The 22,070-nt window shown below is 47.4% G+C and carries 19 protein-coding genes; 9 read left to right on the top strand and 10 right to left on the bottom strand.

All coding sequences use genetic code 11. The features are described from left to right. Positions 1-79: 79 nt before the first annotated feature. The 6 genes from rpsA to ACYVEA_RS22400 all read right to left on the bottom strand — a co-directional run bounded on the left by rpsA (position 80) and on the right by ACYVEA_RS22400 (position 7,046). The gene (rpsA, locus tag ACYVEA_RS22375) at positions 80-1,867 is read right to left on the bottom strand and encodes a 30S ribosomal protein S1 (protein ID WP_461115666.1); all 1,788 of its coding nucleotides are present in this window, start codon (positions 1,865-1,867) and stop codon (positions 80-82) included. A 248-nt stretch (positions 1,868-2,115) separates the two neighbouring features. Continuing rightward, positions 2,116-2,631, bottom strand: coding sequence for an HNH endonuclease (locus ACYVEA_RS22380; protein WP_461115667.1), 516 nt, complete (start codon positions 2,629-2,631; stop codon positions 2,116-2,118). 170 nt (positions 2,632-2,801) lie between these two features. After that, positions 2,802-3,263 carry an SsrA-binding protein SmpB gene (gene smpB, locus ACYVEA_RS22385; protein WP_461115668.1) on the bottom strand — a complete coding sequence of 154 codons (462 nt, stop codon included), beginning with the start codon at positions 3,261-3,263 and terminating at the stop codon, positions 2,802-2,804. Between the two features lie 228 nt (positions 3,264-3,491). Beyond that, positions 3,492-4,088: an OmpH/Skp family outer membrane protein gene (locus tag ACYVEA_RS22390; RefSeq protein ID WP_461115669.1), complete on the bottom strand. Its 597-nt coding sequence runs from the start codon at positions 4,086-4,088 to the stop codon at positions 3,492-3,494. Positions 4,089-4,176: 88 nt separating this feature from the next. Then, positions 4,177-4,539, bottom strand: coding sequence for a hypothetical protein (locus ACYVEA_RS22395; RefSeq protein ID WP_461115670.1), 363 nt, complete (start codon positions 4,537-4,539; stop codon positions 4,177-4,179). Between the two features lie 80 nt (positions 4,540-4,619). Beyond that, positions 4,620-7,046 (bottom strand): penicillin acylase family protein, encoded by a 2,427-nt coding sequence (locus ACYVEA_RS22400; protein ID WP_461115671.1) that lies wholly within the window; start codon positions 7,044-7,046, stop codon positions 4,620-4,622. Positions 7,047-7,486: 440 nt separating this feature from the next. Between ACYVEA_RS22400 and ACYVEA_RS22405 the strand changes: the two genes are divergently transcribed. The 4 genes from ACYVEA_RS22405 to ACYVEA_RS22420 all read left to right on the top strand — a co-directional run bounded on the left by ACYVEA_RS22405 (position 7,487) and on the right by ACYVEA_RS22420 (position 15,123). After that, the gene (locus ACYVEA_RS22405) at positions 7,487-11,209 is read left to right on the top strand and encodes a VCBS repeat-containing protein (protein WP_461115672.1); all 3,723 of its coding nucleotides are present in this window, start codon (positions 7,487-7,489) and stop codon (positions 11,207-11,209) included. A gap of 38 nt (positions 11,210-11,247) precedes the next feature. Beyond that, a complete protein-coding gene (locus ACYVEA_RS22410) occupies positions 11,248-12,138 on the top strand; it encodes a glycerophosphodiester phosphodiesterase family protein (RefSeq protein WP_461115673.1) in 891 nt (296 codons plus the stop codon). 71 nt (positions 12,139-12,209) lie between these two features. After that, positions 12,210-13,736, top strand: a complete 1,527-nt coding sequence (locus ACYVEA_RS22415) for a GH3 auxin-responsive promoter family protein (RefSeq protein WP_461115674.1) — start codon at positions 12,210-12,212, stop codon at positions 13,734-13,736. Positions 13,737-13,875: 139 nt separating this feature from the next. Beyond that, positions 13,876-15,123, top strand: a complete 1,248-nt coding sequence (locus tag ACYVEA_RS22420; RefSeq protein WP_461115675.1) for a 4-hydroxy-3-methylbut-2-enyl diphosphate reductase — start codon at positions 13,876-13,878, stop codon at positions 15,121-15,123. Between the two features lie 2 nt (positions 15,124-15,125). On the opposite strand, the gene ACYVEA_RS22425 is transcribed toward ACYVEA_RS22420, so the two are convergent. Together ACYVEA_RS22425 and ACYVEA_RS22430 are read right to left on the bottom strand one after the other, a co-directional pair. After that, positions 15,126-16,838, bottom strand: coding sequence for a glycoside hydrolase family 10 protein (locus ACYVEA_RS22425; RefSeq protein WP_461115676.1), 1,713 nt, complete (start codon positions 16,836-16,838; stop codon positions 15,126-15,128). A 52-nt stretch (positions 16,839-16,890) separates the two neighbouring features. Further along, entirely contained in the window at positions 16,891-17,052 is a 162-nt protein-coding gene (locus tag ACYVEA_RS22430; RefSeq protein ID WP_461115677.1) for a DUF2256 domain-containing protein, read from the bottom strand. 41 nt (positions 17,053-17,093) lie between these two features. On the opposite strand from ACYVEA_RS22430, the gene ACYVEA_RS22435 reads away from it, so the two are divergent. Beyond that, entirely contained in the window at positions 17,094-17,387 is a 294-nt protein-coding gene (locus ACYVEA_RS22435; protein ID WP_461115678.1) for a TIGR03643 family protein, read from the top strand. A gap of 172 nt (positions 17,388-17,559) precedes the next feature. Then, positions 17,560-18,030, top strand: a complete 471-nt coding sequence (locus tag ACYVEA_RS22440; protein WP_461115679.1) for an Lrp/AsnC family transcriptional regulator — start codon at positions 17,560-17,562, stop codon at positions 18,028-18,030. Between the two features lie 79 nt (positions 18,031-18,109). Here ACYVEA_RS22440 and ACYVEA_RS22445 read toward each other — a convergent pair whose 3' ends face one another. Continuing rightward, entirely contained in the window at positions 18,110-19,327 is a 1,218-nt protein-coding gene (locus tag ACYVEA_RS22445) for a tetratricopeptide repeat protein (RefSeq protein ID WP_461115680.1), read from the bottom strand. 188 nt (positions 19,328-19,515) lie between these two features. Here ACYVEA_RS22445 and hpt point away from each other — a divergent pair, with 188 nt between their 5' ends. Beyond that, the gene (hpt, locus tag ACYVEA_RS22450; protein ID WP_461115681.1) at positions 19,516-20,043 is read left to right on the top strand and encodes a hypoxanthine phosphoribosyltransferase; all 528 of its coding nucleotides are present in this window, start codon (positions 19,516-19,518) and stop codon (positions 20,041-20,043) included. A 65-nt stretch (positions 20,044-20,108) separates the two neighbouring features. Here hpt and ACYVEA_RS22455 read toward each other — a convergent pair whose 3' ends face one another. Next, entirely contained in the window at positions 20,109-21,329 is a 1,221-nt protein-coding gene (locus ACYVEA_RS22455; RefSeq protein WP_461115682.1) for an NADH-quinone oxidoreductase subunit D, read from the bottom strand. A gap of 159 nt (positions 21,330-21,488) precedes the next feature. On the opposite strand from ACYVEA_RS22455, the gene rpmG reads away from it, so the two are divergent. Both rpmG and ACYVEA_RS22465 read left to right on the top strand, forming a co-directional pair. Beyond that, the gene (gene rpmG, locus ACYVEA_RS22460; protein ID WP_012929817.1) at positions 21,489-21,674 is read left to right on the top strand and encodes a 50S ribosomal protein L33; all 186 of its coding nucleotides are present in this window, start codon (positions 21,489-21,491) and stop codon (positions 21,672-21,674) included. A gap of 93 nt (positions 21,675-21,767) precedes the next feature. Beyond that, complete coding sequence (locus ACYVEA_RS22465; protein ID WP_093825626.1) at positions 21,768-21,923, top strand: DUF4295 domain-containing protein; 156 nt, start codon at positions 21,768-21,770, stop codon at positions 21,921-21,923. Positions 21,924-22,070 lie beyond the last annotated feature (147 nt).

Genomic DNA, 22,070 nt, shown 5'->3' on the forward strand with positions numbered 1-22,070 from the left:
TACGTCAATGAGATTAGCGTAAAAAAATACCCCTGAGCTTTTCAGTTCAGGGGTATTTCATCATATTATCAGGAGTAACTTAGTTACGTCCTTCCATCTGCTCTTTTAACGCAGCCAGTGCATCAAGATCACCTAATGTAGCACCACGCTCAGCCGTAGCCGATGTAGTAGCTGCTTTCGCAGTGGCAGCTTTAGGCGCTTTCTGTTCTTTAACAGGCTCGTTCTTCTCCTGCCACGTTTTCGTGTGCGAGAGCATAATCCGCTTCTCTTCTTTCGAGAACTCGGTTACTTTGAAATCAAGCGTTTCACCTACCTCAGCAAAGGTACCGTCTTCTTTACCCAGGTTCTTGAGCGACGAGAAACCTTCGATGCCATAAGGCAGTTCGAGTGTAGCCATCTTGTCATTTTTGCTCAGAATCGTGCATCGGTGAATTGTGCCAACGGCAAACACGGTTTCAAACGTATCCCATGGATTCTCTTCAAGCTGCTTGTGACCTAGGGCCAGACGACGGTTGTCAACGTCCAGTTCCAGTACAACAACTTCGAGCTCATCACCAACTTTGATGAAGTCCGATGGATGTTTGATTTTCTTGGTCCACGAAAGATCCGATACGTGTACCAGCCCATCGATACCTTCTTCCAACTCAAGGAACAGGCCGAAGTTGGTCAGGTTACGTACCATACCTTTATGCTTCGTACCAACTGCGTATTTAGTACGTAGTTCTGGACGAGTCCAGGGATCTTCAGTCAATTGTTTGATGCCCAACGACATTTTGCGGTCGTTCCGGTCAAGCGTCAGCACTTGTGCTTCCACTTCATCACCCACTTTCAGGAATTCCTGTGGGTTACGCAGATGCTGCGACCACGACATTTCTGATACGTGGATCAGGCCTTCGACACCCGGCTGGATTTCCAGGAATGCGCCATAATCGGCTACGTTAACAATTTTGCCTTTTACCTTCGAACCAACCTGAATGTCTTCGGCAAGTGCATCCCATGGGTGAGCCTGAAGTTGTTTCATGCCCAATGAGATACGTTTCTTGTCTTCGTCGAAGTCCAGAACAACCACGTTGACCTTCTGGTCGAGGTGAAGTACTTCGGATGGATGACTGATGCGACCCCACGAAATATCCGTGATATGCAACAGACCATCTACACCACCCAAATCGATGAACACACCGAAGTTGGTCATGTTTTTGATAACGCCTTCCAATACCTGCCCTTTTTCAAGGTTGTTCAGGATTTGAGCGCGTTGGGCTTCGAGGTCTTTCTCGATTAGGACTTTATGCGAAACGACTACGTTGTCGTTAGCATAATTGATCTTGACGACTTTAACCTCCATTTTCTTGCCAACGAAAATGTCGAAATCCCGAATCGGCTTCACGTCGATCTGTGAACCTGGCAAGAAAGCTTCTATGCTGAAAATATCGACAATCAGACCACCCTTCGTCCGGCGCTTCACGAAACCATCGATAACGAGGTCTTCGTCCAGTGCACGCTGGATTTTCTGCCAAGCCGTGATAACCTTCGCTTTCTTGCGCGAAAGCACCAACTGACCATTGGGGTCTTCCTGATTTTCTACGTAAACTTCAATTTCATCACCCATCTTCAACTCCGGCATATCCCGGAATTCAGAAGCTGGTACCAAGCCGTCCGACTTGAATCCAATATTGAGTAATACTTCCCGATCTGTTATCCCAACGACGGTTCCCATTACTACTTCTTTCTCTTTAACTTCCGACAGCGTGTTGTCGTAAAGTTCCAACATCCGGTTGTGTTCTTCAACCGAATAGCCACTACCAAACCCTTTGTTGTCTGCCCGGTCCCAATCAAATGCCGGCAGTTCGCGTTGCTGCGTTTTGCTCATAAAAAAATTTGTCCTGACCCACTCGGTACATCAGCCCGTGGGTCAATGGCGGGCTGACTTTTAGTTGTAGAAATATTTCCTTCAAAAAAGGACTGCAAAGATAGCAATTGCTTTTTGAAAAAAGTTTCGAAATAACCAAAAGTCTTTGACATAGAGGCTGAAAGAGAAGACGGGCAGCATAAGGATAAAGGATTTGCTCTAAGCATTTCCCATTTCCTTTTGCTGCCCGTCTTCCCTTTTCGTTTTGTTTATTTAAACGCTTTTTCCTTTTTGGTCAAAAATGGCATCCAGCTTTGTTCCAGAGAACCCGAAAACTCGCGCAGAAAGACCAGAAACGTTGGTTTGAAAGGCTTCTGGCGCAGTTTTAGATTGGCTTCTTCTGGGGTGTAATCGCCTTTTCGTGAATTGCACCGTTTACAAGCAGTAGTGAGGTTATCCCAGCTGGTTTTTCCTCCCCTTGACTTTGGCAATACGTGGTCGAGTGTTAGATCCTCGGTCGTCCCGCAGTACTGACAATGATGGCCGTCGCGCTTGAAGATATTTTGCCGGGTAAGCATCACACCTTTGTAAGGTAGACTTATGTACCGATGCAGACGAATGACGGTTGGCATCGGAAACTCGGCAGAGACGGTTCGGAGCATAAACTGCTCCGATTCGGCAACTAATTCTGCTTTGTCTAAATAAACCAGCAAGAATGCTTTAGGAACGGAGCAGATGCTGAAGGCACTGTAATCTTGATTTAAGACTAATACTTTCCTACCCATATCGCGTTTGAATGCCTCTGTACGGTAGCAAGTTACAGAGTTATCCACATAACGGCAATAGTTACGAAAAATTTAGTCACTAGTCTATAGTCAACAGTCGTCAGTCATTAGTCAAGAGATTTCGGCCAGTTAATCACTATCGACTGGCAACTTTTGACCATAGACTAAAATCAATACCGTTCCCGCTGCATCTCCCGCTCTACGTCGCGCTCTTTTATACTATCACGTTTATCGTAGAGTTTTTTGCCTTTTGCCAATGCGATCTCCACTTTGGCAAAGCCGCGCTCATTCGTAAAAAGCCGAGTGGGTACGATAGTAAGTCCCTGATCTTTTAGCTTTTCAGTGAGTCGTCTAATCTCCCGTTTGGTTAACAGAAGTTTGCGGTCGCGAAGTGGTTCATGGTTGTAATGAGTACCTTCGGTATAAATTGAAATGCTCATTTGTCGAATAAAAAGCTCTTCCCCATGAATCAGACAATAAGCGTCCTGTAAATTCACTTTCCCCTGCCTGACTGATTTAATTTCGGTTCCGGTTAAGACAATACCGGCCGTATACGTTTCTAGAAACGCATATTCAAATGACGCCCGTCGATTGCGGATATCAACTTGTTTAACAATAGAAGCAGAGGCCATATACTGATATATAATACATGACGTATGATACAAGTATTGATACGTCAAAATAGGTTAATAGGGTCACAAAGGTAACCGGGTAAGTGAAAGAACATCGGAAACTCTAAGGAGGTTTACTCCGGGAAAAGAAATTTGAAGCTGATTTATAAACAAATCCGGCTTGTTAAACACTGCTGTTCAACAAGCCGGATTTTGATTATCGGAAGCTACTGGTGTAGCCTGAAAAGATTATTTTTTCGTTTGCTTGGCGGTGTACTCTTTGTTCAAACCATCCAGAATCGCTTTCGTCTGATCAACCGATGGGTCGGCGAACAGGATGCCGCCCCCTTTAGTGTACCCCAATACGAACTCATATTTGTTCTGGCCGTTTATTTTTTTCAAATAATCGTAGATCTGATCGTATAACTGCTTGTTTTTGCTTTGCTCTTCAGCAGCCAGATTTTGGGCCGCCCGTTCACGATAAGCCAAAATATCCTGCTGCTCTTTCTGAAGGGCAGCTTCGGTTGCCCGGCCTTGTTCCTGCGTCATGGTAGCAGCCCGCTGTTGAAAGAACGCTACTTTATTTTGAAGATTCCGACCCTTTCCGGCAAGGTCATTCTCTAATTGGAACCGCTTACTTTCGAGTACTTTCTGCGTATCTTTAAAATAGTCATATTTAGTTAGCAGCGAATCGACGTTCACGTATACAATAGATCTGCCTTTTGCTTCGGCTGGTGCTTTTACCGGAGAAGCCGCGTCGGGTTGGCGGTCTTTAAAATGTAGATAATACAGAACAGCTACGGCAATTGTCAGGACGACATTCAGAACTAACGAGGCATTCTTCACAGGAAACGGATTGGTTAGTGACAAGTTTATCTTACAAAGGTAGAGGAAATTACGAACGGTTGACACAAGCTACCCCGCGCCATAGCAACTACGCCCTATGATTTATAAGTTGATTTCCGGTCGCCTGTCTGACAAAGTGGCCCGATAGTCCAGCAAATCCACCGACCAAACCACCTACAATAGCTGTTATGAGGCCTGGAAGAACTTTACTGTTCATCTTAAATAGCAATTCACTCATACGACCCGTAAAAATGCCATCTGTTCGTAGATGGATGAGCAAAGCGTAAATCAACCAAACAATTGCAATACCATAAAAGCCAGCAAAAAATGCCTGGCCTGCACTCTTGCTACGCCAGAAACAGACAAGAAAAGAAACGACGGCCAGACTCCACCAGGGAAGCGTTAATTGAGCTAACAGACTCAGAATAGCAATAAGCAGGATTTGAACCATATCTGTAAAGCGGCTTCCCAGCCGCTTGATTATATTATTTAGTTTTAGATAATATGAGTTTTCGTCGGAACGTGTCTGGGCTACTTTAGCGTCATTCTTCGTTTGATACGTGGATTTTTATCCTGCGCCGACTGTAGAAAGAGCAGCTCATTCAGCTTGCCCATTCGCCAGGTTTCAATCATATCCTGATAATAAGGACTACCCGGATTACCCGACTGCCCGCCCGGATAAACGCCATAGGCTTTGGGTTGCGGCCCCAGTTCAACAACCATTCGCCAGGACGGTCCTGTGCGCTCGGTCGTAGCATTGACAATCCCAGCTCCCCCTCCCATCTGGACATTTAATGCACTAAAAGCATCCAAACCGGGCACCAAGTGTCGGATCGCGGTGGCTTTATGCTTCCCCCAGGACCAGGTCGGGCCAATGGAGCCATGTTTTTTAGCTAGCGTGTCACAGGAAGTTCGGAAACTCTGAACTAGTACGTCGACTAAAGACTCATGAGCCGGTGTATTTACATTATCAAACCAGTGCGCAGTGGGCTCACGCTGAATTAATCGCATCGTTCGGTCAAAACTGGGTAAACGGGTCAATAATGTATCGCCATGGTCAAACTCGTCTTTCCAGATAGCATCCATCAGTTGCCGGTTCCATTCGGTAAAAATCGTTGCTCCAATCGAACTCGTATCATTTTGGTATGCCCAGGTAGTCAACGTATTTAATGCTTTTGCATACTCGCCTTTTAATCCAGACGCTTTCAAGGGGGGAAGCAGCACAGGCAACGTAGTAGCCGCCCGAAGATTATACAAGTCATTCTGCAACTGACGCATGCTATCGACCGTAACGCGTGGCATAGCCGTAAGCCGCTGATTGATACGCATACCGCGTTCGGCAGGGGCAAACTGCCAGTTAATATAATACGGATAGGTTGGATCAGTAGAGAATTGATTGGCTGAACTCACAAAGCCTCTCGGTGGATTCTTGACACAGGGATTTTGAGCAGGTGGAATCCAACCCTGCCAATCGTGAGCGGGGTTGGTACCATCGAGCAAGTACTTACCCTGTTCTTTCCATTTTAATGGGTATTTACCATTGGGCGAGATAGCGATATCTTTGTTAACATCGGCAAAGACAAAGTTTTGAGCGGGCGCCCCATAATAGGCCAGAGCCGCTACGTACTCATCATAATTTTTAGCCCGGTTCAGTAAATAATAGGCTTGAAGTTCATTCGTAGGTTCGTGCGCAATCCAGCGGGCCGCATAACCCGAGGGGATATTAGCCCGAAATCCACGCTGCCCCGCCTGATTAACAATGGGACCGTGGTGCGTATAATAAACCGTGTCAATAATATCTAGCTTGCCCTTCACTTTGATCACTTCCAGTCGACGACGCACAGGCTTCCACTTCCCACCATGCAGGTATTCCTGCTTACTGGCATCCCGAAAACGGATTTTGTAAAAATCCAGTACGTCGGCGCCAACGTTCGTAACGCCCCAGGCAATGTCTTTATTAAAGCCGATAATCACGCCCGGCGATCCCGGCAATGACGTACCACAGGCATTCATTGTAGGCGAAACCAGTTGAATCTGGTACCAGATTGAGGGTAGGCTAAGCGTTAAATGTGGGTCATTCGCCAGGATTGGGTAGCCCGTTGCGGATTTCTGTGCGCCAACCGCCCAGTTATTGCTGCCGATGGCCGGGTCGCGAGCAGGCCAGTTCAGGACAAGAGGCTCTCCAGTCGGCAACGAATCTGCGGAATCTGGTATATTTAGTGGCTTAAACTCCCATTTGGTACCCGGCGGAATAATTGGGTCTTCGTGGTCGGGGTAATCAGGAAAGAGGTCGTCGGTAACAGCGGCTCCGAACACACGCCGGACATTACTCATTTGCAGATCATCCGCGCCACTGGCCAACGTACTGGTCATCGCTTTAAGTAGCAAGGCACATTTCAACGTTGTCCAGGGTTCGGGCGCATACCCCAGCAATTTGTATTCAATGGGATAATTGGCAGGGCTCAGATTTGAAATCCAGGCATTTACCCCAGCCGTGTAGGCCTCAGCAATCAGCTTTGAATTAGGATCGCTCAGCATGGCTTTCTGAGCCTGCTCAGCGCCGTAGACCATGCCAATCTCCCGGTTAAATTTGTCGAGTGGAAGCGCCCGTTCGCCAACTAATTCGGAAAGTCGTCCGGCAGCGGCATGTGTCTGAAACTCCATTTGCCAGAGCCGGTCGCGGGCGGTGAGGTACCCCTGTGCAAAATAGGCATCATGGTCATTCTGAGCGAATACGTGCGGAATAGCCAGATCGTCAAAAATGACCGTGATGGGTGCTTCTGTACCCTTAACCGTTACGTCTTCATCGGCCGTATTAATGGCTTCGGCGTTTTGCCAGAAGCCCACAAATGGGCTCAGTAATGGGCCAAACGCTGGAATACTTCCCCAAGGCCGGTTAAGTGCCCAAACAAGTGCTACTGTTAATACGGATACAAGTATAGCCTTCGTGTAGTGCATAGAAATAGAGAAACAATAGAACGTATTGTCAATGCAAGTTTAGCATTGCACCCACCAAATAAAAAGTATTCTTTTCCTAACCTGAACAATTCTTTTTTACGTTAATTGGTACCAGCGATTCAAAAGATAACTTTTGATTATTGTCTGAGTAAATTCTCTCGAAATGAAAAATATGGAACTGACAGACAAGGCATTAGTGCTTCGTTCGAAATAGTATGCCGAAGTAGCGTTGGAAACATTCTTTCGGCGAAATTATCATTATCTGTACAAGGCTGCTATTCAGGGTGTTAAAGACCATGCGTTAATTCCACAACCGGAGTTGGACAATACCGCAGGAAGTTCAGAATCTGGCTTATTAAAAGTTTAGCTGCTCAATTAAAAACGGGAAATTCCCAGCGGGCGGGCGTTGCCAAGCCAAGGAATTTATTTACATTTCGCCCATGCGTTACTTCCTCTGGCTGACCGGCATAGCTTTGTCCGCACTGGTCAGTTGTACCCACCCTTCAGCTCGATTTGAACGTCTGACCGCTAGTCAGACCGGTATTGACTTTGCCAATACCATTACCGAAAGTGACTCTTTGAACGTACTGGAGTTCGAGTACATCTACAATGGTGGGGGCGTTGGGGTGGGCGATTTCAACGGGGATGGCCTTCAGGATGTGTTCTTTGCCGGAAATCAGGTGTCAAGCCGACTTTATCTGAACAAAGGCGATTTCAAATTTGAGGACGTAACCATTCCAGCCGGTGTCTCAACAACGTTCTGGTGTACAGGTGTAGCCGTAGCTGACATCAATCAGGATGGACGACAGGATATCTACGTATCAACTATTCACCCCAATCGGAATCAGTCGGTGCCCAATCTCCTTTTTCTTAACCAGGGCAACGACGCCAATGGCATTCCCCATTTTGAGGAATCAGCACAGGCAGTCGGTTTAGCCGACTCGAGTTATTCTACCCAGGCCACCTTTCTGGATTACGATCACGATGGCGATTTAGACGTTTTTCTATTGACAAATGCACTGGAAATCTTCAACCGAAATAACGTCATCGGGGCCCATAACGACGGTTCAGCCAGAAGCCGGGATAAACTCTTCAGGAATGATGGTATACAGCAAGGGGCAGGACGCAAGGAGCAGGACGCGTCAAATCATGCCCCACGCCCCCTGCCCCTTGCCCTACCCCACTTCACCGACGTATCAACGCAAGCGGGCTTATTGCATGAAGGCTGGGGATTGGGCGTAATCGTCAATGATGTGAATCAGGATGGCTGGACCGATATTTACGTAGCGAATGACTTTCAGTCAAACGATGTCTGGCTCGTGAACAACCGCGATGGAACATTCAGCAATCGCATTACCGAAACACTTAAGCACCAGAGCCACAACAGTATGGGCATGGACATGGCCGACATCAACAACGATGGGCTGAACGATCTGGCCGTAGTGGATATGCTGCCCGACGACAACCAGCGGCAGAAAACGATGTTCTCGACAATCCCCTACGATCGTTTTCAAATGGCCCGGCGACTCGGTTACCAACCTCAATACATTCGCAACGTACTGCAACTGAACAGAGGGTTTTGGGAAGGGGCAAGGAGCGTGGGACCCGGAGCAGGGAGTAAGGAGCAGGGAGTCAGACCTCCAAGTACCAAGCTCCAGGCCATAAATACCGCGTCCCTTTCTCAAAACCTAGTGCGCCATGCTCCACGCTCCTTGCCCCTCTTTAGTGACATTGGCTATCTGGCCGGAACAGCGGCAACCGACTGGAGTTGGAGCGCTCTCTTCGCTGATCTGGACAATGATAGTTTTCGGGATTTACTGATCACAAACGGATATCGAAAAGACATAACTGATCTGGATTTCACCAGCTACAACCGGGATGCGGGCATGTTTGGCACCAATGCGGGTCGACGTACGCAGATACTAAAACGTATTGATGATTTAGAGCCCGTTTACAAGCCAAATTTCCTATTCCATAATAATGCCAATGGTCACCCCGACAGCCTGCACTTTTCAAATGTTGCCCCTGACTGGGGTCTGACGGAGCCTTCATTTACAAATGGGACCGCCTACGCCGACTTCGACAATGACGGCGATATGGATCTGGTTATGAACAACATCAATGATCCTGCTTTCATCTATCGGAATCAAACCATTGAGCAGGCAAAAGACGCGTCGGCAAACCATTTCTTAAAAATAAATCTATTGGGGAAAGCGGGCAATCTGGAAGGAGTGGGTGCTAAAGTCGCCATTTGGGCGAGTGGTCATTTGCAATACACGGAGTATACCCGCCAGCGCGGTTACCAGTCCACAATGGCGTCGGGCATTCATCTTGGGCTGGGATCGGTTGAACGTATTGATTCGCTAAAAATTCTATGGTCAAATGGTAATGGCCAGACAATCACGAACGTAGCAACCAATCAAATTCTAACGCTGGACGAGCGCAAGGCTGTTTCTCAGCCAGCTACATTTATGCAATTGCAGCCGCCAGCGAAGCCATTACTAACCGAAGTAACTGATTTACCTGGGCTCAACTTTCAGCATAAGGAAGACGATTTTGTCGACTATAAAGCTCAGCAAACGCTTCTGCCGCATAAACATTCGCAACTTGGGCCCGGCATGGCCATTGGTGACGTTGATGGAAACGGGTTGGATGACATTTATATAGCGGGAAGTACAAATAAAGGCGGTACTTTTTTTCTGCAACAGGCAGGCCGGAATTCCAAACCAGCCATGTTCATACGGAAAGGCCGACCGGCTAAGAAACCGGAAGAAACCGGTGTGTTGCTGTTTGATGCCGATAGCGACGGCGACCTTGACCTATATGCCGTTCACGGCAGCACCGAATTTGGCAAAAATGAAGCGATGTATCAGGATAGCCTATACCTGAATGATGGAAGAGGCAATTTTCGGGCCTCGCCCAAGGCACTTCCCAACACGACGTCCAGCGGATCGTGCGTCATTGCTACCGACTTCGACCACGACGGCGATCTGGACTTGTTTGTGGGTGGCCGCGTGGTACCGCAGCGCTACCCGGAACCCGCCCGAAGTTATTTGCTACGTAACGATAGCCGACCCGGTCAACCAGACCACGTGCATTTCACGGACATAACGGACCAACTGGCACCCGGTCTTGGTCAGGCCGGTTTGATTTGTGCGGCTCTCTGGACCGATGTTGACAACGATACCTGGCCCGACCTGATGCTGGCAGGTGAGTTTATGCCAATTACCGTATTCAAAAACCAACAGGGCCAACGATTCACGCCTATGCAAACGCCTGAACTTGACAAAGCGGCTGGCTTCTGGAACAGTCTGACAGCGGGCGATTTTGACAACGACGGCGACATAGACTATGTAGCAGGCAACCTGGGTCTGAACAGTCGATTACAGGCGGCAGTTGACCATCCTGTATCCGTATATGCGGCTGACTACGACAAAAATGGTACGTTAGACCCAATCCTGAGCGTGTTTAATGGGGACGTTGAGTATCCATTCCATCCCCGCGATGTACTGACCGATCAGATTCCCTCTTTCAAAAAGAAGATGACGTCCTATGCCGCTTATGGCCAGACAACCTTGAGCAGCCTACTGTCGGCGGAGGAACAGAAGCAGGCCATTGTCAAGCGAGCGACCTACCTATCAACAGCTTACATCGAAAATCGGGCAGGTACGCTGGTAGTGCATACGCTACCGATCGAGGCCCAATTCTCGCCCGTGTTTGGCAGTTTGGCAACGGACCTCAACCACGACGGCAATCTGGATATCCTTCTGGTTGGTAACGACTATGCTACAGAGGTGCTATCCGGTTGGCAGGATGCAGGCCTCGGTTTATGCCTGATCGGCGATGGCAAAGGACATTTCAAATCCCTAACGCCCGCAAATTCGGGGTTGGTAGTCGATGGCGATGCAAAGGCGCTGGGCTCTCTTTTATTAGCCAATGGAGAGCTTTATTACGTAGCAACCCAAAACAACGGACCACTACGTGTGTTTAAGGAAGCAAACAACCCGGTGACGTATCAGCGGGTGAAACCAGCCGATACACAGCTAGTTCAACCTATGTCGGATGGAAGAAAACGAAAAATCGAGTTCAACTATGGCAGTGGTTATTTGTCACAATCCTCGCGGATTGTTCCCGTCCGAGTTGTAGAAAAGAATTTCAACTAGAAAAGAAAGTGTACTTTTGGTAGCATTTCCCCTACCCCATGCGTTTTTCAGTACTCTTGTTTTGTATGATCAATGCTGCTATTAATGAGGCAGTTCCGCCGGCCTTTGATCTGCAGGGGCACCGGGGCTGCCGGGGGTTAATGCCCGAAAATACCATCCCTGCTTTCCTGAAAGCCCTCGACCTAGGCGTCACAACGCTGGAAATGGACGTAGTGATTAGCAAAGACAAGCACGTGGTGGTTTCACACGAACCATACCTCAATGCAGCCTATAGTATTGCACCGGATGGAAAACCCGTTGACAAGAAAGAGCAGAAACGGTTGGTAATTTATCAGATGGACTATGCCGACGTTAAACGCTACGATGTTGGATCAAACGGCAATACGTCCTTTCCCGAACAACAAAAAATAAAGACGTATAAACCACTCTTAAGCGAGGTGATTGAACAAGCCGAAGCTTATCGAAAAAGCAGAAACTTACCTAACTTTTCGTACAATATCGAAATCAAAAGTGAGCCCTCTGAGTATAATAAAAGTCAGCCGGAACCAGCCGCGTTTTGTGAGTTGGTGAAGGCAGTCTTAAAAGATCGAATAGAGCCGGATCGGGTAGTTATTCAAAGTTTTGACTTTGCTACGCTAAAGCACTGGAAACAGCAAGCCGACGCAGGCAAGTATCCAGACGTACGGTTGGCGGCTTTAGTCGAAAATTTGCGCAGTCCGGAGAAGAACCTAGAAGAACTTGGCTTTAAACCAGCTATTTACAGTCCGCATTTCCGGTTAATTAGCCAGGATAAAATTGCGAGGCTACACGATCAGGGTATTAAAGTTATCCCGTGGACCGTGAACCAGCGCGACGACATGAAACGGCTGAAAAAATGGGGTGTCGATGGACTAATCTCTGATTATCCGGATCGGGCCACCAACTTATAAAGCAACCAGTATATTTATAAATTTGTATCACTGACCCACTCAATACGGTTGGTTTATGCTTATTTAGCCTTATGACCTTTCTCAACACCACGCTTAAATGGCTCCTGCAACGGCGATTGCCACGCATTGAGGCAATTATGAAGCAGCCCGGCGCGATGCAGCAGAAAGTTTTTGCTCAACTCATTCGCGCGGGTAGCCGAACTGAGTGGGGTCGATTACATGGGTATAAGTCGATCAAAACTATTCAGGATTTTCAGCAGCAGGTACCTGTTTCAAGCTACGAAGATCTGTTTCCTTATATTGAGCGGGTCATGAAAGGCGAAAGCAAGGTGCTCTGGCCCTCGCCTGTTCGCTGGTTTGCCAAATCGTCGGGTACGACAAACGCCCGTAGTAAGTTCATTCCCATTACGACCGAATCACTGGACGAAAGCCATTTTAAAGGTGGCAAGGACATGATGGCGCTTTACATAGCCAACAACCCAGACAGTAAGGCATTTGAGGGCAAAGGGCTTTCCATTGGCGGAAGTCTGCATCAGAATCCATACAGCACCAACAGCGCGGCTGGTGACGTATCGGCGGTTGTCATGAAAAACTTGCCGAGTTGGGCGCAATTCATCCGCACACCCACCATCGACGTTGCGCTCATGGACGAATGGGAAGCTAAAATGGAGCGGATGGCTGAGATCACATCGCAGGAAAACGTGACCAGCCTATTGGGAACACCCACCTGGGGGCTGGTGCTGATCGACAAAATTCTGGCTCGAACAGGAAAATCAAACATTCTGGACGTATGGCCAAATTTTGAGGTAATGATGCACGGCGCCGTTAATTTCCAGCCTTATCGAGAGTTGTTTCAGCAACAGGTTTTTCCGTCCAGAACCGTTCGCTATCAGGAAGTATACAACGCTTCAGAAGGATTCTTCGCTATCCAGGACGATCTGAATCGGATTGGCGAAATGCTCCTGATGCTCGATTATGGCATATTTTATGAGTTTGTGCCCACTCAGGAAGCGGATCAGCCTTTTCCAAAAGCCCTGACAATCGATGAGGTAGAACTAAATAAAAATTATGCGCTGGTTGTCTCGACCAACGGGGGTTTGTGGCGTTATAAAGTCGGCGATACAGTTCGATTTACCTCGCTTTATCCGCATCGTCTGAAAGTGAGCGGCCGGACGAAACATTATATTAATGCATTTGGGGAGGAAGTAATCGTTGAAAACGCCGAAAATGCCATTACGAAGGCTTGCGAAGCAACCGGAGCCATTATTGCTGACTACACAGCCGGACCAATTTATATGGGTAACGGCGCCAATGGCTCTCATGAATGGGTAATCGAATTTGTTCAGGAACCGACTAGCCAGCAACGGTTTAACCAAATCCTGGACGATACGCTTCGGCAAATCAACTCCGACTACGACGCCAAACGTTACAATGACATGGTGCTTAAACGTCCTCGGATTCACGTAGTACCGCCCGGTACGTTCTACGCCTGGATGAAACAACGCGGTAAGCTTGGTGGCCAGCATAAAGTCCCTCGCCTGGCCAATTCACGGGAGTATCTGGACGATATTCTGGGGCAGTTGACAGTCGGTCGCTAGCCTGGCATCGAACGAAGCGTTTTCCTCTTCTGTTCTATCCATGAAACTATCATTGAGTTAAGCGTGATGGGTTGTCCTCATTGTTTCAACAGTCGGCCTTTCACTCATTCACTCATTCACTCATTCACTCATTGAGTCAATGAAATCCTTCGATATACCAGACTATTACCGCAGTAGCATTATTTCACCCCTGAAAGAATTTCGGCGGAAGCGAGATAAACTAAAGCGGGATTTTACCCCTACGGTTCTCGATTTCGGCCCTATTCGCGTCCTGATTGCTCGTCATTTTGGTTTCTGTTATGGTGTTGAAAATGCCGTTGAGATCGCCTATAAAGCCATCGCTGAAAACCCGGACAAGCGCATTTTTTTGCTTAGTGAAATGATCCATAACCCCGACGTCAATGCTGATTTGCAGGACCGGGGGGTACGGTTTATTATGGACACCAGCGGTCGGCAACTCACGCCCTGGGCTGACCTTTCGTCTGAAGATGTTGTGATTATTCCAGCTTTCGGAACGACACTGGAGACGCAAAATCAGCTGGCTGAATTAGGGTTGGATGTAGCGAAATATGATACTACCTGCCCTTTTGTCGAAAAGGTTTGGAATAAAGCAGGCCAGATTGGGCAGAAAAATTATTCAGTGGTCGTACATGGAAAGCCAAGCCATGAAGAAACCCGCGCTACGTTCTCGCATAGTAAAGAAGCGGCCCCAACGGTTGTCGTAAAAGATATGGCCCAGGCTCGGCGACTGGGCATGTACATTACTGGCGAATTACCTGCCGAGCAGTTTTATACCGAGTTTACTGGTCAATATTCCGTTGGCTTTAACCCAATTCGCGATTTACAACGTATCGGTGTCGTGAATCAGACAACTATGCTGGCGTCTGATACCCAGAGTATTGCCGATTATCTGAAGCAGATTATGATTCAGAAATATGCATTGACTAGTGAAGATGTAGAGGCTCACTTTGCGAATACCCGCGATACGCTGTGTTATGCTACAAATGACAATCAGGATGCTACGTATGCCCTGCTAAACTATCCAGCCAATTTTGCCCTTGTGGCGGGCGGCTATAACTCGTCCAATACGTCGCATATCGTCGAACTTTGTGAAGAAAAATTACCAACCTACTTCATTGAGTCGGAGCAAAAAATCCTGTCTGACACCCTCATTCGCCACTTCGACGCCCGTGCGAAACAGGAAATTGTGACAGAAAACTTTATTCCCGGCCTAAAAGGGTCAAGATTAGACAATCCAATTACAGTTCTATTGACGTGTGGCGCTTCTTGCCCCGATGCCGTAGTAGAAGGTATTCTGCTCAAACTGGTCAGCTTTTTCCCCGATGCCCGACCAATTGATCAGGTGATGAATGACGTCATGGAGTAACGTTACCTTACCCGTATCGCTACTTCGTGGCTCTCGTTATGCAACCGATCAACGGATGTTATCACGTATACGTAGCGCTTTCTGGGATCGGCCGTTTTGTCTACGAAATGAGTAGATGACTCGCCAATGCATTTCCCCACAATATAACGCGGATCGTCTAAATGTACAGGCAAACGTCGTCCTTCGAAGCGGTAAACAAGGTATGCGTTGGCACCATCCCCATCGAGGGCTTCGGCTGGTTGATTCCAGAACAGCTCAACGCCTTCGGGCGACGTAGTAACTTTCAAATCACGAGGGGGTAAGGGAGGAATGCTGTCTAACCAGGGCATGGCCGGAACCAGCGCTGGATGTCGGTAAAAATTAGTTTGTAACGAATCCCGAATCGACAACGGATTCATTTGCAAGTTTCTAGCGCTAAAAAACACGCTTCCCAACACGGCTCGCTGCTGACGGTTGTAACGCATCTGATCAGGAAACTCCGTCGCCCGCCACCAACCGGGATCGCGCTCAGATCCCCGACCGACACGATAAGCGCCATGCCCGACATACAGATGACAATTTCCCGAATTTCGGGTCCACCAGTCCACCAGCGTTTTATAGGGAACCCGCCCAAATTCAGAACTAAAGTATACCTGAGGAACGATGTAATCAATTAAGCCCTCCCGCACCCATTTACGGGTATCGGCATAAATATCGTAGTAAGACTGACCACCGTTTGTAGCTGAGCCTTGCGGATCATTGGCCTGATTTTTCCAGATACCAAACGGACTGATACCAAATTTAACCCACGGCTTATTGGCCCGGATGGAGTCACGTAACTCGACAACAAGCTTGTTCACATTATCACGGCGCCAATCGCCTTTTGTCATGCCATTTCCGTAGGCTCGATACGTACTGTCGTCACGTAACACCTGGCCTGGTTCGGAATATGGATAAAAATAATCATCAAAATGAATGCCATCCACATCGTATTCGCGCACTACGTTGGCAACGATACCGGCAATGTAAGACCGGACGGCCGGTAGGCCCAGATTAAACAGCTTACGTCCACCATAGGTTAGCATCCATTCTGGTTTCCGATGGATGATGTTCGTTGGGGCCACACTGGATGCTTTACTAAACGTTGCCCGATCCAGGTTAAACCACGCATGGAATTCCAGGCCGCGCTGGTGTGCCTGCTCAATCATGAACTCCAGCGGATCGTAGAAAGGCTGTGGGGCAAGCCCCTGTTGTCCCGTCAACCATTCGGACCAGGGTTCCGAACTTTTGGCATAGAAGGCATCAGCCGCTGACCGAACCTGCACCACAACAGCATTCAGGCCCATTTGCTGATGCTGATCAAACATATTCACAAGTTCCCGCTGCTGATCGGCAACGGGTAGGCCTTTTTTGCTCGGCCAGTCAATATTGTCAATGGTTGCTATCCACACAGCCCGAAACTCACGCTTAGGCGGTGCCGGAGTACTTTGCCGGAATATCCGATTTGCAATTTCCTCTTCTGTTTCGACCGTATCTATAGCTGGTAACACAACGAGAGGTACCGTTGGCTTCACCGGGGCGGGTTTAACGGCTACAGATTTCGGGGGATTAGCTGCCACCGGTCTAGTCGAAGCCACAGGTGGCCTCCTAACAACAACGGGTTTAGCTTCCCGGCAACTATTTTCTATAAGAGCAACTAGAAACAGAAGACTAAGGCTATAAATGATTGGGCGCATCAACGGGCGTAGGTTAATTAACAAAATTAACGATAGTCCGGCACACCTACGTTTACTCGGAAGTCGTTTTTTGTCGTTTGCTAGCTGCCCGGCAGGCATCGCTGCAATAAATAACACTCGTCCAGTCTCGCTCCCACTTCTTACGCCAACCAAACGGCTTGTTACAACTTGGACAAATTTTCGTCGGAAGGTCTGACTTCTTGCGCATTTTCATAGGCCAAAAACTCTTGGTTGAAACAGTAAGTTTAAAACACCATGAAATCAACCGACCGAATAAAGCAGATAACAGATAGTGATATCGACCGTATTATTGAGATGGCCTGGGAAGACCGCACCCCCTTTGAGGCCATTGACAGGCAGTTTGGATTTTCGGAGCAGGAAGTCATTGAGCTTATGCGCCGAGAGCTAAAACCTGCCTCATGGCGCAGGTGGCGGGCTCGCGTACAAGGGCGACCAACCAAACATGCGACTCGTTCAGCAGTAGATGATTCGCGGTTCAAATCAGATCAGCAACGGCAGATAACGCTGAATAAGATTAAAAAACGATAAATATCAGATTTGGCACCTGTTGAAATTAGTTCAATATTGTGCCGTTTAATAAGATGATATACGCTATTTATTTCGCAAAAACGGAAATTTCATCATCTTTAAAGAATTTTCTATCGTAAAAGGTAGTAGCTTTGTCCCATCCCATAATAAATTACAACAGACTTTTTTATTTATGTCGACCCAAAAATTAGATCAGATAGATCGTAACGTATTAGAGATTCTGCAAGCAAACGCTAAAATTACCAACGCCCAACTTTCCAAAGAAATTGGCCTTTCGCCTGCTCCAACACTGGAACGCGTAAAAAAACTTGAAACTTCGGGTATCATTCAGAGCTATCACGCCCAGCTTAATCGGGAGAAAATTGGCCTCGGCGTAACAACCTTCGTTATGGTTACGCTGGTGGGTCACAAGAAGGAAACGACCATGATGTTTGTGGCTCGGGTTAATGAAATTCCCGAAATCATCGAATGCCACCACATCACCGGTTCTGGAGATTTTTTATTGAAGGTGATTTCCAAAGACATTGCCTCGTATCAGGCGCTTATGCTCGACGTCATCAATGAAATTGACGAAGTCGCCAGTACGCAAACGATGGTAATCATGTCAACCTTCAAGGAAAGCAAGGTTTTGCCAATCCCGTGATAAATTCTAAATGATGAATTATAAATGATGAATCCGTTGATTAGAAGATCATTCATCATTTATGATTCATCATTACGTTTCACTCCTTCCGTTTCCTGCGCTCCTCCCGCCGAGATTTCTTAGCGTCGTCCAGGGCTTTTTTAGCTTCTTTGTACTGATTGGACTTACGTTCCGCTTTGTCCATCACTTCTTTGAAGTACGTTTGGGCCAGGTCATAATTCTTCTCTTCGGTCGCAATCTTCGCTAATCCCAGTACCGACGACCAGTAATAGCCTGCATTGGTCGAATTCGTCTGTTTAGCGAAATCAATCGATTGCTGATAGTATTTTTTAGCTTCCGGTATGTTCTTGTAAAACAGGTGATTAATGTAAGCAAGAATGTAGGCCGCTGTCCTGCCGCTAACGCCCTCGTACCCCGATTGCGTGCGACTTACCTTCTCCAGAATGTTCTTCGAAACACGTTCAGCTTCTGGCAAATGGCCGATGACAAAAGCTGACCGAGCGTAGTAGCGCTCGAAAAAAGGGTTGTCAGGGTACTGCTCATTCATGTATTTCGACATCTGGTACGCTTTATCATACTGGTTTTCCATGCTGTAGATTTGAACCAGAAAGTACCGGGCTTCCACGCGGGTGTAAAAGGCTGAGTTAGCTGTTTTCTCCAGTTCCTTGATTCCATTCACTTTATTTCCTTTTGGAAAAAACATAAGAATGGGCTTCAGCAACGGGTAATTTTCGGGAATCCACTGTGCGTAGTAATTATACATGCCGTCGCCAAAAAGCAGCTCAGGACTAAAGTCAGCATTGCCCTTGCACTTCTCAAAATACTTCAGCGCGTTTTTTCCCGCAAACGTCGCCTTGGTCCATTTTTTTCGCTCTGAATATAATCGTCCCTTAAAGGCATAAGCAGCCGCCAGAAAAAATGCCGGTTCCAGCTTATTTTCGCTGTTGTCATAGAGCTTCTCGGCCATAGTAATGGTCGTGTCCATATACGCCAGGCATTTATCGTCATAATCCGTTACGTCGGTATTAGGCACAATTTTCCACCATTCCGATAGACCCATCAGGAAATAAGGCATTGGGTGCTTCGGATAACGCAATTGCAGCCAGCGAAACTCCTTATCGGCATCGTAGAATTTATAATTATACATCTGGTTGATAGCCTCCGCCGATTCAATCTGAACGCCGGGATGCTTTAATAAACCATCGTATTTCTTATCAAACGCCGACGGATCGTAGAGTTGAGCCTGTGCCAGCGCAGCAAACCCTACTAGCCATACCGTCAACAATGTCTTCTTCATTTCAGAATACATATATGTGGGCTTTAGCCCGGTTGATTCAGTCATAAATGGGCTTCGACCCATCGATACGTTCATTCCTAGTAAACAACGTAATAGACAGATAGTACGTTTACGGATGGTTATTTTTACAATATTTTTTTGCCTGCTACCTAAGGATCAGTCGTATCTTTACCCCCCCAGATGTCTCTATGATGACAATTAAAGACAAAACGTTCGTCCCGTTTATTACCGAAGAAGCCATTCAGTCACGAGTTCAGGAATTGGCGGAACAAATCAATCAGGCCTATGCCGACAAAAAACCGCTCATTGTGGTCGTGTTGAATGGCGCCTTTCTTTTTGCCGCCGATTTAGCCAAACACCTGACTATTTCCTGTGAGATTACGTTTATTCGAGTTGCTTCCTACACGGCAACCCAGTCGAGCGGACAGCTTAAAGAGATCCTCGGTTTGAACGAATCCATTGCAGGCCGCGATCTGATTGTTGTAGAAGACATTGTAGATACTGGCTTTACTCTTTATGAGGTCTGTCAGCAACTTCAGGAAAAAGAACCGGCGTCGATTGCCATCGCTACATTGCTATTCAAACCAACGGCACTGAAAAAGCACCTCGATCTTCACTACGTTGGTTTTGAAATCGAAAATCGATTTGTTCTGGGCTATGGCCTGGATTATGATGGCTTAGGGCGAAACACGCCGAATATTCTGGTGCTGGAATAGTACTTAAACAGGGGCTGATTTTCTTGTTTTACGGACAAACAACTAGAGACTGCTCTGGCCTAAAACTACCGATCTACTTCGCCCATCACTACGTCGATTGACCCAATAATAGCGACCAGATCGGCCAGCATAGCTCCTTTACTGATTTCGCTGATCACCGACAGGTTATGAAAACAGCATGACCGCGCCTTGCAACGTACTGGTATATCCGATCGGCCATCGGTGCGAAAAAAGAAGCCCAGTTCACCTTTTGCGCTTTCGGCACGGGCATAAAAATCCATAGCCTTTGGTCGTATCTTTTTCGGGACAACCGCCTGTGGATCATACTCTCGGGTACGTTTATGATCGCCCAGCAGTTTGTCAAGACACTGTTCAATAATACGGATGGACTCATGACACTCCAATACCCGAACGTTGTTCCGATCCCAGCAATCACCGACGGTTCCCATTTGACCTTGCCCAATGGGAATATCAAAATCCAGTTCGGGATAAACTGAGTAGCCATCTACCCGGCGAAGGTCGTAACGCAGGCCGGAACCCCGTAACATGGGGCCCGTACAGCCATAATTAATAGCAACGGGCAGCGGTAAAACGCCTACGTTGGCCGTACGTTTGATAAATATCTCATTTTCGATGACCACTTGCTGCAACTCGGCCAGCTTGGGTTTCAGATATGTTATAAACTCACGGCATCGCTCCTCAAAGCCAACCGGCAGGTCATAAAATAAGCCACCTATCCACATGTAATTGTATAGCATCCGGGCTCCGCTCACCCATTCGAGCAGGCGCTGAATATGCTCGCGGTCGCGCATGAGCCACAAGAAGGGCGTGTAGGCACCCATATCAAGTGCATACGTACCGATACCGACAAAATGAGCCGCAATTCGATTCAGTTCGGCAACCAGCACCCGGATGTATTCGGTTCGTTTCGGAATATCATGCTGGATGCCCAGCATTTTTTCAACGCCCATCACAAACGCATGTTCAGAATTCATCGCAGCCAGATAATCAAGCCGGTCTACGAACGGTATTGTCTGATTAAACGGCAGCGACTGAGCATGTTTCTCGAAACATCGGTGTAGATAACCTAAATGCGGCACTACGTCCATTACAATCTCACCATCCGTCACGACTTCAAATCGCAATACGCCGTGAGTTGACGGATGCTGGGGCCCCATGTTCAGAATCATCTCACCTTCTTCCAGCATATCGGGTCGATACAGGCTAGGTTCAGATGCCCGAAAATGGCCGGGAGCGTATTCGTATTGAATTGTTTGCATAGTCATTCTTTGCCAAAGGTCGAAAGCCAGCGACCGAAAGCCAAAAAATACGGGTATTTTCTCAGATAACCAGCTACAAATCATTACTTTTTCCGGATTTCGTATTTGTTAAATAAAAGTAATTTCGTACCTTTGCGCTCCTTATCGAGAAAACGAACTTCAGCAATGGCAAAGAAAGGCGCCAATAGAATCCAGGTTATTCTGGAATGCACCGAGCAAAAAGACAGCGGTGTTCCCGGCATGTCCCGGTATATCACTACGAAAAACCGGAAGAACACGCCGGCTCGTATTGAGCGGAAGAAATACAATCCGTTCCTTAAGAAAGTAACGCTGCATAAAGAAATTAAATAAGTTTCTGGTTTATAGCTTTCGGAGTACGGTGAGTGAGCACAGGCTCATGAGCTTCCGAAAACCGAAAACCATAAACCCTAGACAAACAACGACATGGCAAAAAAGGTAGTTGCAACCCTGAAAACAAAGGATAACGGCAAGGCTTTCGCTAAAATCATCAGAGCCGTTAAGTCGCCTAAAACCGGCGCTTATACATTTAAAGAAGAAATGGTTCCGGTTGATGAGGTACAGGCTGCGCTGAAAAGCTAGTCTCTGCCTTAGTCGACTTTCCGCACAACGACTTACAATAGGTCCCACAGCCTTAACTGGCCCTGTGGGACTTTTTTTCGTTAAAAAATAGTTACCTCAGTTAGTGAATCAGCCAGTAGATGACTAATGTACTAATTAAGCCGCTGC

The organism is Spirosoma jeollabukense, from assembly GCF_054777855.1.